The organism is Chitinivibrio alkaliphilus ACht1, from assembly GCF_000474745.1.
Classification (GTDB): domain Bacteria; phylum Fibrobacterota; class Chitinivibrionia; order Chitinivibrionales; family Chitinivibrionaceae; genus Chitinivibrio; species Chitinivibrio alkaliphilus.
In genome coordinates, this window is record NZ_ASJR01000001.1 from 164,600 (window position 1) to 178,338 (window position 13,739).

The following is a 13,739-nucleotide window of genomic DNA, read 5'->3' on the forward strand; positions in this document are numbered from 1 at the left end:
CATGATGAACCGAGTGCTTCGAGAAATACGTAAGCGAAAACTCACAGGGTGGGTCTGGTGCAGTCTCGCCTTGACCTCCCTAATACTCCTGCCCAATTTGAGCATCCTCTCTCCTCTTTTTACTCCTGCAACAGAAAACTGGTTTCATATACAGGAATATCTTTTAGCTGACTATTTGAAAAACACCTTCGCAATTGTAGGAGGAACTGCCATATTTTCAGCCCTTCTTGGAACACTCCTCGCATACATCATTACCTTTTATGAAATTCGTGGATCGAAGCTCCTTCATCTACTCTTAATACTCCCCCTTGCCATTCCTCCCTACATTGGTGCCTATGTCTATGCCGAAATGCTGAGTTATACCGGTACAGTACAACGCTTTGTTCGGTACGGCTTGGGTATTTCAGCTCCGCAATCCATGTATAATATCATGCACATTCCCGGTGCAGTAGCTATGTACACCCTCTTTCTGTATCCCTATGTATACCTTTTGGTAAAATCTTTTTTCTCAAAACAGTCTGCTGCAGTTGTAGAAACTGCTCAGAGTTTAGGTAAATCGCAAAAAGAGATATTCCTCTTCTTACTCATCCCCCTTGCTCGGGGAGCAATTGTGGGCGGTACAACCTTGGTCATCCTTGAAGTACTGAATGACTACGGTGTGGTACGATATTTTGGTATTCCCACATTTACCACCGCCATATTTCGCGTTTGGTTTTCCCTGGGGGATATTGATACAGCGATTCGTCTTTCCGGGGTTCTCATGCTCACTGTGCTTGTCTTTGTGGCAGCGGAAAAACTCCTTCGAGGGCGACGAAAATATCAGTATGCAACAGCACAAATTCGGCCCATACGAAAACGCCCCTTAACTGGTTTCTACCGGCTCTTTGCGTGGGGAACCATCGGAACTTGTCTTGCCCTTGCCTTGGGTATTCCCGTGCTACAACTGGTGTATTGGGCCATCCTCAGTTTTGATAGAATTGCCTCCATGGATCTCTTTTCTATCACCCTAAACACCCTTGAAATTAGTACCGTTGCATCGATTTTTATAATCGTTTCGGCCGTAATTCTTGCCAATACAGCACGTCTGCAATCCTCATGGATTTCCACCTTTCTGTCCAAAATATCAACCATTGGCTATGCCATACCGGGAGCAGTTATTGCCATGGGGGTTCTTCTTTTTATTCTATCATTGGAAAACGAGTTGACTTCCCGCCTTCCCATCAAAAACACCGCCTTTTTATCAAGTTCCATGGCCATGCTTATTTTTGCGTATTTTGTTCGATTTCTTACAATAGCCTATAATTCAGTAGAAACAGGGTTTGATAAAATCGGTCTTCGATTTTATGAGGCATCTATCTCCTTGGGAAAGGGTAATCTACGCACTCTCTTTACGGTTGATCTACCCATGATTACCCCAGCCCTTGTCAGCGGGTTTATTCTTGTTTTTGTAGATATCCTCAAAGAGCTTCCTCTCACAATGATACTACGCCCCTTTAACTATGATACCTTAGCAGCAAAATCTTTTGAGTATGCCAATGATGAAATGATACATGAGACTGCCATGACGTCCCTTGTAATCATTGCTCTTGCCGCCGGCTCCATCATTCTACTCTATGTTCTAAATCGACGGAATACCTAAAAGGAGCCCCCCATGTATCTTACCTTTGATCATGTTAACTTTGCCTATGCGACAAATGAGCTTTTGATTCTTCGTGATATTTCATTTTCCGTTGAACGTGACGAAATTATGGCGATCCTCGGAGAATCTGGATGTGGTAAAAGCACTCTTCTGCGTCTAATTAGCGGTTTTGAAATGCCTCTTGCGGGCTCTATCTATTTAAATGGACGCTGCCTTGCCCATGGAAGTAAACATTTTGTTCCTGCTGAACACCGCGGTATTGGGATGGTGTTTCAAGATTACGCACTTTTTCCCCATATGACGGTATTTGAGAATATCCGTTTTGGCTTAAAAGGAATCCGAAAAGAGCAGGATCTCCGTGTTACCCATGTGCTTTCCTTGGTTCGTATGGAGGAGTACGGAGCACGATTTCCTCATGAGCTTTCGGGAGGACAACAGCAGCGTGTGGCCTTGGCCCGTTCGATCGCTCCGAATCCTTCTCTTATTTTACTTGATGAACCATTCAGTAATCTTGATGCTCACTTACAAGAAGAGATTCGCCGGGAAATTCGATATATTGTTGCCGCTGCAGATATGACAACCCTGTTTGTCACTCACGATAAGGCTGATGTACACGCCATTGCAGACACGGTAATTCACTTGGAAGGTGGAACTATTGATACGTGGGAGAGAGTCTCTTAGAAACTCTTCCCCCTGTATCTCTCTGCAGTACAGAGTTACATCACCACAAGATCGCCATGAAGAGCCCCTGCTTCACGTATAGCCTGAAAGATGGATATAACATCCCGTGGTGATACCCCCATAGAGTTGAGAGCCTGTGAGAGCTCTGTTACGGAAGTATTTTGATCAAGTACCACCATGTCCATATCACGCTCTTCCACCACCTGTTCTGGATTGGGTACAGTCACGGCTTGACCGAAGGTAAAGGGTTGGGGCATGACCGCCTCGGGACGATTTGTTATCTCTACTTTTATACCTCCATGAGTAACAGCAACTTCAGAGATACGAACATCACTTCCTGCCACAACTGTGCCTGTGCGTTCATTCATAACAACCCGCGCTGGCATGGAAATTGTAAAGGTTAGATTTTCTACCAAAGAAATAAATTCGGCAAACTCCATGGACTCATCTGCCAAGAGCTCCTGCACTCGAGGATAATCAAGAGTAACCGTTGCAGCATCACGTGTACGTGCAATAGGTTCGTCAATGCCTAAGTCTGCGAGGGCAAAAGCATTGATTGAGGTTGTCATGGCAACAGCAGAAGAAAAGTCTGGCTTACTTAAGGAGATTGATAAATTGGTTTCACTGAAGGTATGCAGGTCATATTCATTTTGTACTATTGCCCCGTGAGGAATTCGCCCCACCACAACATGATTTTGACGTGAGCGGTTAAACCGTTCATTTTCTACTTGATATCCCCCCGTGGAAAGAGGCCCCTGGGCAGATGCATACACTTCTCCATCACTCCCTTGAAGAGCTGTAATTAAAAGAGTACCCCCTTCTATACTCCGAGCATCACCAATTGAAGCAACATTTACATCAATACGGGTTCCACGCTTGGTAAAGGGAGAAACCGTGCCGGTAACCATTACGGCAGCAACATTTCGAAGATTAATCTCACGCTCCGGCAACTCAATGCCCATATTCGTAAGCATATTTTTCATTGTTTGGTTCGTAAATACTGTGCTGCTTCTATCTCCTGTTCCAGCAAGCCCCACAACTAAACCATACCCGTATACCTGCATTTCTTGGAGTCCATCAATGTTTGAGACGTCACGGATACGTACTTCCTGCGTAAACACACTAGTAGTTAGGAGAACGACTATTACTATCCCTATTTTCATCACGTGCCCCCTTCTAAAATAACCAGTTAAAAAAACGGGTGATAAATCCGGGACGCTGTGCATCGGCATTTGAGCCCTGTCCGGAGTAGGTAATTTTTGCATCAGCGATATTTGAGGAGTATACGGTATTCTTAGGTGAAATAGTACTCGGATGAATCACACCGCTTAAATCGATGAGTTGCTCCTCCTCATTTATCTTTACCCGTTTACTTCCCTGTATCATAAGGTTTCCATTCTGGAGGACCTCCTCCACGCGCACAGAGATAGTAGTTCTAAAATCTCCTCTGCGTTTTGTGTCACCGCTGCCATCATACTCAGCGCCAAATTCACCACTTGTGCCAAATCGTGGAATAAACCCCAATAGCCCAGAGCCTCCCCCACCATTCACATTTACTCCGCCTTGATTACGAGTCTTGGTGTTGGCACTGGTACCTGCTTCAGCATTCTCCTGAACTAAGACTGTAAGGATATCACCTTCACGCAGGGCACGATGGTTGGTATACATGCTTTGGACTCGCATTGCCGTAAGAGGAAATACGGTACAAAACAGCATGAGAAGAGATATAACATGTTTCATGAGCGGCCTCCTTGGGTAAGCTCTACCCGCCCGGTATCAGTAATCCGAGCAGAGATGATTTTTTGACTTTGCATATTTTCTACCTGAATAATATCCCCCACATACCCGTTTTGGCGGGCTCGTGCGCGCATGGTAAGTTGTAACGCTTGCCCACCATAAACCAGCTCAACAACATCGCCACGTCGAACGTGCGGAGCTGCACGAACCCGTCCCTCCGTGAGAACGCTTCCCGAAGATATACGACTACGACTTTCCAGTCCGCGAGAGAAATCGCTCTGCAATACCGGAGACGATGAAAGGGAAGACACCTTCTTTCGTTGCCATGTCACAGCATCAGGGGTAATTGTCTCTCCTGGTGAAAAATCTCGATCAGCCACAGCCACCGTATCCCATCTCACGATTCCAAACTGAACAGAAAAATCTTCTGTATACTCCCCCGAGACGCTGGTAAAAGTGACACGACGACGTTCTCCCTGCCCAGTCGAAGGTATCTGGCGTATAGATAGGGAGTATTCAGACCCTTTACTTATTAAAAAATATGACCTTACATGATTTTCCTCAACAACTACTTCATACTCTCCTGAGCCACTTCTTGTAAGAGAATCTTGCAGTATTTCCGTAAGAACCGGGAGTATCTCCTGCGCATAAATCGTATCGGCTCTATGGGAAAGGCGAACCCGTGATGATCCGGAGAAAATGATCGAATCATGAAGATCCTTCGGCAGAAACAGATCTGCAATGATGGAAGAGGTATCGCGGTAATGGGACCGCCCGGGCAAGGGGGCTGCTCCCAAGGGGAGTTTCATAAGCGTATCACCCTGGGGACCCGTGATACGAGCAATATCTCCTAAATACACAGTCTCATGCGTCACCGAAGCATGCTCAAGAAACTGTACGCGTGACATGGCCTCAAGAGTACTGCTCAAAGAAATACAAAACAGAACAAATGCAACAGCACTCATATTTCTCTCCTACCGTTTCAACCCTGTGGCAGTCTGAAGCATATCCTCAGAGGTGGTTATGGCCTTTGAAACAATTTCATAGGCTCTTTGTGCAGATATCATACCCACCATCTCATCAACCATATCAACATTTGACCCTTCCACATGTTGATGCGCAAGTTCTCCCATGCCATCTCTTCCAGGAGTAGATAAGAGGGGCATCCCCGATCCCTCTGTTTCAAGATACAGATTATTTCCAATACTGTTTAATCCTGATGGATTAATAAACTGAGCAAGTTCAAACTGTCCAAGTTCAATATTTCGTGAATCATCTGCATCATCACTAACAGCAATGACATGTCCTTCAGCGGATATTTCGATGCTGCTGTATCCCTCAGGAATAATAATTTCCGGATAGACCGGGTGTCCCTCACTGGTTCTGAGAACTCCGTCGCTGGAACGGTGAAACTGCCCATCCCGAGTATACGCAACGCCCCCTCCGGGAAGAGCTACCTGAAAAAATCCTTCACCCTTTATGGCAACATCTGTATCGTTACCGGTGTTTTTTAAAGACCCCTGCTCAAAATTGCGCGTGATTGCACCAGTACGTACCCCAAGCCCTACTTGAATCCCTGCCGGAGCAACACTTCCTTCTGGGTTTCGTGTTCCAGGCTCTTTTATGGTTTGATACATTAAATCCTTAAATTGAATATTCTGCCGTTTATACGTATTGGTATTCACATTTGAAAGATTATTGGAGATTGTATCCATATAGAGCTGCTGCCCTTTCATCCCCGTTGCTGCTGTATACATAGATCGCATCATATCTCTACTCCTTTTCTATTGTACCCTGCCAACAGTATTAACTGCCTTATCAAGGGTTTCATCCTGTGACTGCATAGCCTTTGCCGTAGCCTCATAGACTCTATGGGAAGAGATCATTCCGGTCATTTCATGCACAGGATTCACATTGGATCGTTCTAAATATCCTTGCTGAATCTCAAAGCCACTCCGAAGAGGACTAGACACATTTTTTCCTGTTCCATCAGCCTCAGGGCGATAGTAGTTGTCACCCACCCCCAGCATTTTGTAGGGACGGGGAAAGTCGGAAATACGAAGACGATCTATTTCAACATTATCCTGAAGCACCGTACCGTCTTGTAAGACGTTAAGCTCGCCCCCTTCGGGATCTACTTTAATAAATCCGCTATCTCCAAATACCCGATCTCCCGATCCCGTAATAAGAAACCCTTCCTGATCCAGTGAAAAAGAACCATCCCGTGTATATGCCACCCCACTTGGACGCATCACAGAAAAGAACCCCTCCCCCTGTATGGCAAAGTCGAGGGGGTTCCCAGTCTGCTCTACAACACCATCTGAAAAATCAGTATAGGTTTCATCGGCTCGAAGTACCCGCTGGCCTGAAACTCTTCCGCGGTCATCTTGAAGATGCTTTTCGATAGAACTGGCAAAAAGATCGCGTCGTTTGTAGCCGGTCGTGTTCACATTGGCTAAATTATTTGCAATTTGATCCTGCCGTTGTGTCTGCAAGGTCATCCCCTGCACCGCATGCTGTATTCCTGATACCATAGCTTTTCCTCCGTTTCATTGGTATAAAGCACAAACTATGCCAACAACAGATAAAAGCATTCATACGATCTCACTTAAACAGGAGAGGAAATAAATGAAAGGAAGAAGGAAAAAATTGCCTATCGCTGCCATTGCGAGTAAATAAAGGAAAGAAGAAAAAGAAATAGATTTACCATAACTATGGTTGCGCCCGTGGGAAGACTTCTACCATCATGCAGTACATAGTAATAGGAAATACAGATTCCTGAAATTACAGAGATAAGTGCGGCCGTAACGGAAAGCAAAAGTGTGGCCGTAAAACTTCGTTTTACCTGTATCGCCGTCAGAGCAGGGATGATTATAAGACTTGATACTAACATTGTTCCCACAACCCTAATACTAAGGACAACATTTATGGATGTGAGAAGCACCAAGAGTTTATTATACCACTCTGCACGGATGCCCAAAGCACGGGCGAATTCCTCATCATAGGTTATAAGAAACAGTTTTCTATACACAAGGATAACCGTAAGAATTACAGCCAGGGAGAGTATTAGAGAAAGGATCATCTCTGACTGGCGTACCGTAAGAATCGAACCAAAGAGATAGCTGAGAATATCGACATTGAAACCATCTGAAATTGAGGCGATAATAACGCCGGCAGCAATGGCGGCCGAAGATAATAACCCAATGGAAGAATCGTTGTCAAAGCCCCTGTTTTGAGCCAAATAAAGAATAAAAAGGGACATGATCATTACAATTGGTATAGAGATATAGAGCGGGGACACCCCCACCAACATGGCCACGGCAACACTGGTAAAACTAATATGTCCCAAGCCGTGCCCAATGAGTGAAAGGCGTTTCAATACGAGAAAGACACCAAGAAGAGAACAACTAATACCGATAAAAATACCCGAAAGAAGCGCTCTCTGCATAAAGTCATACTGAAAAATCACTCCAAACCTCCATGGGTGCAAGGTGTTGTCTGTGCATGATTAAAATAGTGATTTTTCTCTTGGGCAGAGTAGTCAGCTGCAGGGCCGATAAAAAGAGGTCGTCGATCAAGCGCAAGGACCCGGGTTACATACGACTCAATATGAATTGCATCATGAGTCACCATAATAATTGTTTTTCTCTCTTTTTTATTCAGACTTTGCAAGGTTTCGTAAAAACAGTTCCGTGTCCGTTGATCAAGCGCTCCCGTAGGCTCATCAAGAATAAGTACCGAGGGATTTAAGGAGAAGGCACGGGCAAGAAAGACACGCTGACGTTGTCCCCCTGAAAGCTCATCAATACGTCGATTTCGCAAAGATTCTATAGAAAGCAACCCTAAGGCAGACTCAATCTGATCTTTTTCTCTGTGAGACAGCTTTTTAAACACCTTTGTTTGTGCACGGATAGCAGAGGCGACAACCTCATACACAGTAGCAGGAAACCCTCCAAGACTTCCCGTGCGACTTTGCGGCATATACCCGATTTTTCCACGCAATGATGCATGTCGTTCTAAGGTTCCTGACACTGGTGTAATAATTCCCATGAGTGCTTTAATCAGAGTTGACTTTCCTCCTCCATTGGGCCCAACAATGGCAAAGAAATCACCTTCGGAAACGGAAAAAGAGAGATCTTCAACAACCTTCTCTGCGCCATAGGAAAGAGATAGGTTCTTTGCCCGAATATACCACGTCATAAACCATCTGCCAATTTTTGTATATTGTTTTTCATAATAGAGAGATAGGTGGCTCTCTCTCCCACTTCATCACGACGAATATTATGTAACCCATGTAGTAAGGCGATCTCGGTGCCAGTCTCTTCACTGATCATTTCTGCCAGAGCAGGGTTCAGCATCTCTTCAAAAAAAATTGTTCGTGCCTCTTCTTCCTCCACACGCTGTATAATCCTCTCTACAGCCCGTGGTGATGGCTCTGCATTTGGCGAAAACCCTCGAAAGGGAGAAGTATGCGCAAGATTATACCGACGAGAAAAATAGCCAAAGGCAAAATGCCCCGCATAGAGAATAGTCTTTCCCTCATGAGACGCAAGTTTCTCTTGAGCCATACGATGAAGCTCTTCCAGCTCTGAAATATAATTTTTCGAGCGATTTTCATAGTATTCTCTCCCCGCAGGGTCCTTTTGTATAAAGGCTTCCGTAATGGTTTCTACCATGGTGATTGCATGAATTGGGTCAAGCCAGACATGGGGATCATACTTGCCATGGGAATGGTCGTGATCTCCATGGGAATGGTCGTGATCTCCATGGGAATGGTCGTGATCTCCATGAGAATGGTCGTGATCTCCATGAGAATGGTCGTGATCTCCATGAGAATGGTCGTGATCTCCATGAGAATGGTCGTGATCCCCATGGGAATGGTCGTGATCCCCATGGGAATGGTCTGAACGTGTATCGAGAAGAGAGAGGTTTGTGCTGACAGCAAGGGCTTTCTCCTGTCTTTGCTCGGAGAGCAGTCGTTCAACCCATGGATCAAGGGAGCGCCCCAGATAGAGTAAAAGATCTGCCTGATCTATGGCAACCATATCCCGGGGAGATGGTTCATAGGAGTGTGGAGATACTCCCGGAGGGAGAAGTAGGTTTACCTGTACCCGCTCTCCTCCTATGTTTCGTGCAAAATCGTACAGTGGGAACAGCGTTGTCTGTACGGTCAATCCAGCCTCATTTGATTGATCTCCAGAAGGAGAACACCCCCACAACAGTATGGCTACGAAGATACCGAAAAAAAGAAGTTTTTTCATATGGTCATGTTCCTGTAAAAGTTATACCAATCTAAATATATATTACCCTTACGAGTGAAATGAGGTGTCTATGAAATTTACGTTAAAAGCTCCGTACACACCACGGGGGGATCAACCCACTGCCATAGAATCATTGCGTGCAGGTATTGAAGCCGGTGAAAAAGAGCAAACTCTTTTAGGAGTAACCGGTTCTGGAAAAACCTTTACCATGGCAAATGTCATTGCCCAAACCAACCTTCCAACCTTAATAATCTCCCACAACAAGACCCTTGCTGCACAGCTTTACGAGGAATTTAAAGAATTTTTTCCGTACAATGCCGTAGAATATTTTGTGAGTTTCTATGATTACTATCAACCCGAGGCCTATCTTCCATCTACGGATACCTACATAGAAAAAACAGCAGACATAAATGATGAAATAGACCGATTACGCTTAAAAGCAACGGCTTCGGTGCTTTCACGCAAGGATGTCATTATTGTTGCCTCCGTTTCCAGTATCTACAATATCGGTTCTCCCGATATCTATCGTGAATCAACCTTTCCCATCTCCCGAGGAATGAGTATTGATCAAGCAGACCTGTTTCAACGCTTGGTTTCCATGCAATATATACGAAACGACATAGCCTTTGAACGAGGGACTTTCCGTGTCCGCGGAGATGTTGTTGATATATTTCCTGCCTATGAAGAAGATGCCGTACGAATCTCTTTTTTTGGCGATGAGGTCGACTCCATTTCTGTCATATCTCCCCTTACAGGAAAAATGCAGTATGAACTTGAAGAATTCCTTCTCTTTCCGGCAAAACACTACGTATCATCCAGGGTTCCACTTCCTACGGCCATCAAAGAAATTGAGCAGGAGATGGAAGAACAGATGCTTCGATTTGAGCATCAGGGAAAATTAATTGAGGCTCAACGGCTACGTGAGCGAACACGATATGATATGGAGATGCTTGAACAGGTTGGCTATATTAACGGTATTGAAAACTATTCCCGTATTCTTGACGGCCGAGCTCCGGGAAGCCGCCCCTCATCACTTCTTGATTTTTTTGAGGCACCCTTTCTTACGATTATTGATGAATCCCATATCACGATTCCCCAGATTGGCGGGATGTATAATGGAGACCGTGCACGAAAACAGACCTTGGTTGACCATGGGTTCCGCATCCCCTCAGCCTTAGACAACCGTCCTCTCCGTTTTGAGGAATTTGAGGGACTAACAGACTATGTACTATACTCATCGGCAACCCCAGCTGACTACGAACTTGAAAAGTGTCAAGGGGTGGTAGTAGAACAAATTATTCGTCCCACAGGGCTGGTAGACCCACCTATTGAAATACGCCCTGCCCAAACCCAGGTTGATGATCTAATCCATCAACTACGAGAAGTGGTACGCCATAAACAGCGCGCTCTTGTAACAACCCTTACTAAACAGATGTCTGAGGATTTAACCGAGTATCTCGATGAACTCGGATTTTCTGTACGATATCTTCATTCTGAAATTGATACCTTGGAACGCCCCCGTATTCTTTCCGCCCTGCGAAAAGGGGAGTTTGATATACTTGTGGGTATAAACCTACTTCGGGAAGGCCTTGACTTACCTGAAGTAGCCTTGGTTGCAATTCTTGATGCCGACCGTGAGGGTTTTTTGCGCTCCAGCAGATCCCTCATACAAATTGCCGGTCGAGCAGCTCGCAACCGAGATGGACGCATTATCTTTTACGCAGATAGGGAAACAAAATCTATTACGACCACCGTAGAAGAGTGTAATCGACGGCGAACTATCCAATTAGAGTATAATACACAACACGGTATAACCCCGGAAAGTACGGTGCGCCGTATAGACGACACCTTTGATAAATATGAGGATGTCCCCGCCTACCCTGCCGCTGCTGAAACAGGGAATAACTATGCCGTAGAAGAGTCGATAGACAGTGGTGCGATCTCCACAGATGAGTATATTGCAGCACTGACAAGTGAAATGGAAGCAGCAGCTGCAAAGCTTGAGTTTGAACGTGCTGCCCGACTACGCGATATGATCGCTGATATAGAAAAAAAGCAGAGTGATTAGGACTGACTCCATGATTTTGTAAAAAACGTTGTAAGCTCTGTAAGGGTGTCAATTCTCTTCGTAATGGATGTCACCATATGATCTATCTCGCCGAATCTGTCTTCTCCCGTTCTCTCTGCAACTCCATGAAGATGATCTGCGAGGGTTGTCAGAGACGTTATTTGTTCTGACACAACCGATTCGGTACTCTCCACCTGTTCAGCAAGCTCTTCCAAGTTAAAATTTATCTCCTCAAAACTGCTTTCAATATCCCCCACAATCTTTCCGCCCAAGGTGATATTATGCAACGCCTCTTCCACCATGTGAGCTGTATTTTCAACGGACTCAGAACTGCGTGTTGCTAAGGCCCGAACTTCATTTGCCACAACGGCAAACCCCTTTCCATGAGTTCCGGCACGGGCTGCTTCCACAGCAGCATTAAGTGCAAGAAGGCTTGTTTGAAAAGAGATATCCTCAATCGTTTTTAAGACACGACTGATATCTTTACTTGAATTACTAATACTGTGCATGGCATCAGTCATTTTTACCATACAACCAGAACCCTCTTCTGCAGCGTTAACCATATCGCCAACCTGTTCATTTGACTCCTGTATTACAGATTTACTTTTCGTAAATGACTCTTGCATCGTCTGTACCATATCATGAAAACGAACCAAATCTTTCTCGTACGACCCATAGTAGGAGATACACTCCTTCTCTCTTTCAGAAAGCTCCACAACCATCTCTTGTACTTCCTTGGTTGCTGTTGCAGCTTTGGAAAACTGGTCTTGTAAATGTTGTGTACATTCACTCAATCTTCGAGTAAGAATATTAGATGAATCGCCTGCAGGAGGAGCAGCCTTTCCAAAACAGACATCTGTAAGCATATCAGCATGTTCTATATAAGAAATTCGCACAGTAACAAGATGATGCATCAAAAGATCAAAATCATGAAAAAAGAGAGACTCCGTTTCAGAAGATGTATCCCCGTGGGAAATCAACTCCGCTTCTTCACAAAGTCGTTTCCATAGAAAAGAGACCATTTGGAAATGGGCAACCCCTGTCCAAAGACACACTATAACGTACAGTCCCCACACCATCCATGAAGCGGACAAAAAGAGAGGAGATGCGACAAAAAGTGGAGCTGCAAGCAATGCAATATGCACCATTGCCCAGAGACGATAAGTTCCTCCTATACCCTGAAGGGGAAGCTGACTCTGTGCAATCCTCTTACGCGAATATACTACAACATATATCTCCATAAGAGCGGATATACAAAAGAGCTGACCAGCAAAAAGAAATGCCGTTATACTAAGCCTGAACAAAAGACCAATATGTGCAATAGGAGAAAGATACGCAAGTATACTGAGGGCAACAAGACTGCCCACCCCCCATGATAAAAAAAGACATACCGCTATATGAACAAGTATGCTATGAATCGTATTTTCCCGCTGCGAGGCAAAAAGAGGACTCTTTTTCTTGTATGCCCACCGAAACGCAATAAGCAGACACAATACTGGACAGAGAAAGATCAAGGACCCAGTAAGAAGGGGGGGCGTGGCAAACGCTGAGGCTGTTATCACCGAAAAGAGTGAGGTAAAAATCCCCCAAAATAGAATAAGGATTCCTGCTCGTCTTTTCCATGATAGGGGATATACGTTGATTCTCTGTTGCATAGCTCTCTCTTTCTCAAAACATCATAAGAGAAATTGTACGGTGATTGTACTGTTCTGTCAACAGAAAATACTACGAGGTACCTTCTCTATACATCTCTTTTATCTGTCTCTGTTGAGAGAATGACCGGAAAAGGCGTTCAATCCGTTTTTCCCGCTGCACCTTCTTTCGGTGGGTTACTGCTGAAAGGAGAAGTTCTTCATACGTTATTTTACCATGCATATCATACCTCCTGTTACATATATTTCTAATATAGAGTAATGATGTGTCATCTAATGACAAGGACATCTGTTCAAAGGAGAAATATGGAAACAGTAGCAGTACTTGGGGCAAGTGCCAAGACAGATAGGTATTCATATAAAGCATTTCACGCCTTACGAGAGAAAGGGCACACCGTCCATGCAGTTCACCCCGGACGCATATCTCTGGGAGATATCGTTGCGTGGGGCTCGCTGAAAGAAATTCCCGATTCTCTTGACACCGTGACCATATATGTAAATCCGCAACGTCTTGAGCGTGTGCTGGATGAGATTATCGCAGTACAACCACGGCGGGTCATACTCAACCCGGGGACAGAATCTTCTGAAGCTGAGCGTGTACTCACAGAAGCAGGTATTACCGTGCAAAAGGCATGTACCCTTGTTCTTTTACGAACAAATCAATATTAAAAACGGCTGGCTCATATTGAGCCAGCCTCGTG

The 13,739-nt window shown here is 44.9% G+C and carries 14 protein-coding genes; 4 read left to right on the top strand and 10 right to left on the bottom strand.

Annotation, left to right across the window (positions count from 1 at the left end; translation table 11 throughout):
• Position 1 precedes the first annotated feature (1 nt).
• A complete protein-coding gene (locus tag CALK_RS00700; protein ID WP_022635713.1) occupies positions 2 to 1,639 on the top strand; it encodes an ABC transporter permease in 1,638 nt (545 codons plus the stop codon).
• 12 nt (positions 1,640 to 1,651) lie between these two features.
• Positions 1,652 to 2,320 (top strand): ABC transporter ATP-binding protein, encoded by a 669-nt coding sequence (locus tag CALK_RS00705; protein ID WP_022635714.1) that lies wholly within the window; start codon positions 1,652 to 1,654, stop codon positions 2,318 to 2,320.
• Positions 2,321 to 2,355: 35 nt separating this feature from the next.
• On the opposite strand, the gene CALK_RS00710 is transcribed toward CALK_RS00705, so the two are convergent.
• The 8 genes from CALK_RS00710 to CALK_RS00745 all read right to left on the bottom strand — a co-directional run bounded on the left by CALK_RS00710 (position 2,356) and on the right by CALK_RS00745 (position 9,318).
• Positions 2,356 to 3,483: a flagellar basal body P-ring protein FlgI gene (locus CALK_RS00710; RefSeq protein ID WP_022635715.1), complete on the bottom strand. Its 1,128-nt coding sequence runs from the start codon at positions 3,481 to 3,483 to the stop codon at positions 2,356 to 2,358.
• Between the two features lie 13 nt (positions 3,484 to 3,496).
• The gene (locus CALK_RS00715) at positions 3,497 to 4,060 is read right to left on the bottom strand and encodes a flagellar basal body L-ring protein FlgH (RefSeq protein WP_022635716.1); all 564 of its coding nucleotides are present in this window, start codon (positions 4,058 to 4,060) and stop codon (positions 3,497 to 3,499) included.
• Complete coding sequence (flgA, locus tag CALK_RS00720) at positions 4,057 to 5,022, bottom strand: flagellar basal body P-ring formation chaperone FlgA (protein WP_022635717.1); 966 nt, start codon at positions 5,020 to 5,022, stop codon at positions 4,057 to 4,059. Before flgA ends, CALK_RS00715 begins: the two co-directional genes overlap by 4 nt.
• Positions 5,023 to 5,031: 9 nt before the next feature.
• On the bottom strand, positions 5,032 to 5,826 hold the full coding sequence (gene flgG / locus CALK_RS00725) for a flagellar basal-body rod protein FlgG (RefSeq protein ID WP_022635718.1): 795 nt from the start codon (positions 5,824 to 5,826) through the stop codon (positions 5,032 to 5,034).
• Between the two features lie 15 nt (positions 5,827 to 5,841).
• Positions 5,842 to 6,591 (bottom strand): flagellar basal-body rod protein FlgF, encoded by a 750-nt coding sequence (gene flgF / locus CALK_RS00730; RefSeq protein ID WP_022635719.1) that lies wholly within the window; start codon positions 6,589 to 6,591, stop codon positions 5,842 to 5,844.
• A gap of 119 nt (positions 6,592 to 6,710) precedes the next feature.
• On the bottom strand, positions 6,711 to 7,526 hold the full coding sequence (locus CALK_RS00735; RefSeq protein ID WP_022635720.1) for a metal ABC transporter permease: 816 nt from the start codon (positions 7,524 to 7,526) through the stop codon (positions 6,711 to 6,713).
• Entirely contained in the window at positions 7,523 to 8,257 is a 735-nt protein-coding gene (locus tag CALK_RS00740; protein WP_022635721.1) for a metal ABC transporter ATP-binding protein, read from the bottom strand. Before CALK_RS00740 ends, CALK_RS00735 begins: the two co-directional genes overlap by 4 nt.
• Complete coding sequence (locus tag CALK_RS00745) at positions 8,254 to 9,318, bottom strand: metal ABC transporter substrate-binding protein (protein ID WP_022635722.1); 1,065 nt, start codon at positions 9,316 to 9,318, stop codon at positions 8,254 to 8,256. Before CALK_RS00745 ends, CALK_RS00740 begins: the two co-directional genes overlap by 4 nt.
• A gap of 64 nt (positions 9,319 to 9,382) precedes the next feature.
• On the opposite strand from CALK_RS00745, the gene uvrB reads away from it, so the two are divergent.
• Positions 9,383 to 11,386, top strand: coding sequence for an excinuclease ABC subunit UvrB (gene uvrB, locus CALK_RS00750; RefSeq protein ID WP_169721398.1), 2,004 nt, complete (start codon positions 9,383 to 9,385; stop codon positions 11,384 to 11,386).
• Here the strand turns inward: uvrB and CALK_RS00755 are convergent.
• Both CALK_RS00755 and CALK_RS12740 read right to left on the bottom strand, forming a co-directional pair.
• Positions 11,383 to 13,041, bottom strand: coding sequence for a methyl-accepting chemotaxis protein (locus CALK_RS00755; protein WP_022635724.1), 1,659 nt, complete (start codon positions 13,039 to 13,041; stop codon positions 11,383 to 11,385). The two genes, uvrB and CALK_RS00755, sit on opposite strands and share 4 nt — an antisense overlap.
• Positions 13,042 to 13,111: 70 nt before the next feature.
• Positions 13,112 to 13,261 carry a hypothetical protein gene (locus CALK_RS12740; RefSeq protein WP_022635725.1) on the bottom strand — a complete coding sequence of 50 codons (150 nt, stop codon included), beginning with the start codon at positions 13,259 to 13,261 and terminating at the stop codon, positions 13,112 to 13,114.
• 83 nt (positions 13,262 to 13,344) lie between these two features.
• Here CALK_RS12740 and CALK_RS00760 point away from each other — a divergent pair, with 83 nt between their 5' ends.
• A complete protein-coding gene (locus CALK_RS00760) occupies positions 13,345 to 13,707 on the top strand; it encodes a CoA-binding protein (protein WP_022635726.1) in 363 nt (120 codons plus the stop codon).
• The last annotated feature ends 32 nt before the right edge of the window (positions 13,708 to 13,739 follow it).

Coding starts and splice junctions, on each gene's coding strand:
- CALK_RS00700 (WP_022635713.1), top strand. CDS start 2: ATGATGAACCGAGTGCTTCGAGAAATACGTAAGCGAAAACTCACAGGG.
- CALK_RS00705 (WP_022635714.1), top strand. CDS start 1,652: ATGTATCTTACCTTTGATCATGTTAACTTTGCCTATGCGACAAATGAG.
- CALK_RS00710 (WP_022635715.1), bottom strand. CDS start 3,483: ATGAAAATAGGGATAGTAATAGTCGTTCTCCTAACTACTAGTGTGTTT.
- CALK_RS00715 (WP_022635716.1), bottom strand. CDS start 4,060: ATGAAACATGTTATATCTCTTCTCATGCTGTTTTGTACCGTATTTCCT.
- flgA (WP_022635717.1), bottom strand. CDS start 5,022: ATGAGTGCTGTTGCATTTGTTCTGTTTTGTATTTCTTTGAGCAGTACT.
- flgG (WP_022635718.1), bottom strand. CDS start 5,826: ATGATGCGATCTATGTATACAGCAGCAACGGGGATGAAAGGGCAGCAG.
- flgF (WP_022635719.1), bottom strand. CDS start 6,591: ATGGTATCAGGAATACAGCATGCGGTGCAGGGGATGACCTTGCAGACA.
- CALK_RS00740 (WP_022635721.1), bottom strand. CDS start 8,257: ATGACGTGGTATATTCGGGCAAAGAACCTATCTCTTTCCTATGGCGCA.
- CALK_RS00745 (WP_022635722.1), bottom strand. CDS start 9,318: ATGAAAAAACTTCTTTTTTTCGGTATCTTCGTAGCCATACTGTTGTGG.
- CALK_RS00755 (WP_022635724.1), bottom strand. CDS start 13,041: ATGCAACAGAGAATCAACGTATATCCCCTATCATGGAAAAGACGAGCA.
- CALK_RS12740 (WP_022635725.1), bottom strand. CDS start 13,261: ATGCATGGTAAAATAACGTATGAAGAACTTCTCCTTTCAGCAGTAACC.
- CALK_RS00760 (WP_022635726.1), top strand. CDS start 13,345: ATGGAAACAGTAGCAGTACTTGGGGCAAGTGCCAAGACAGATAGGTAT.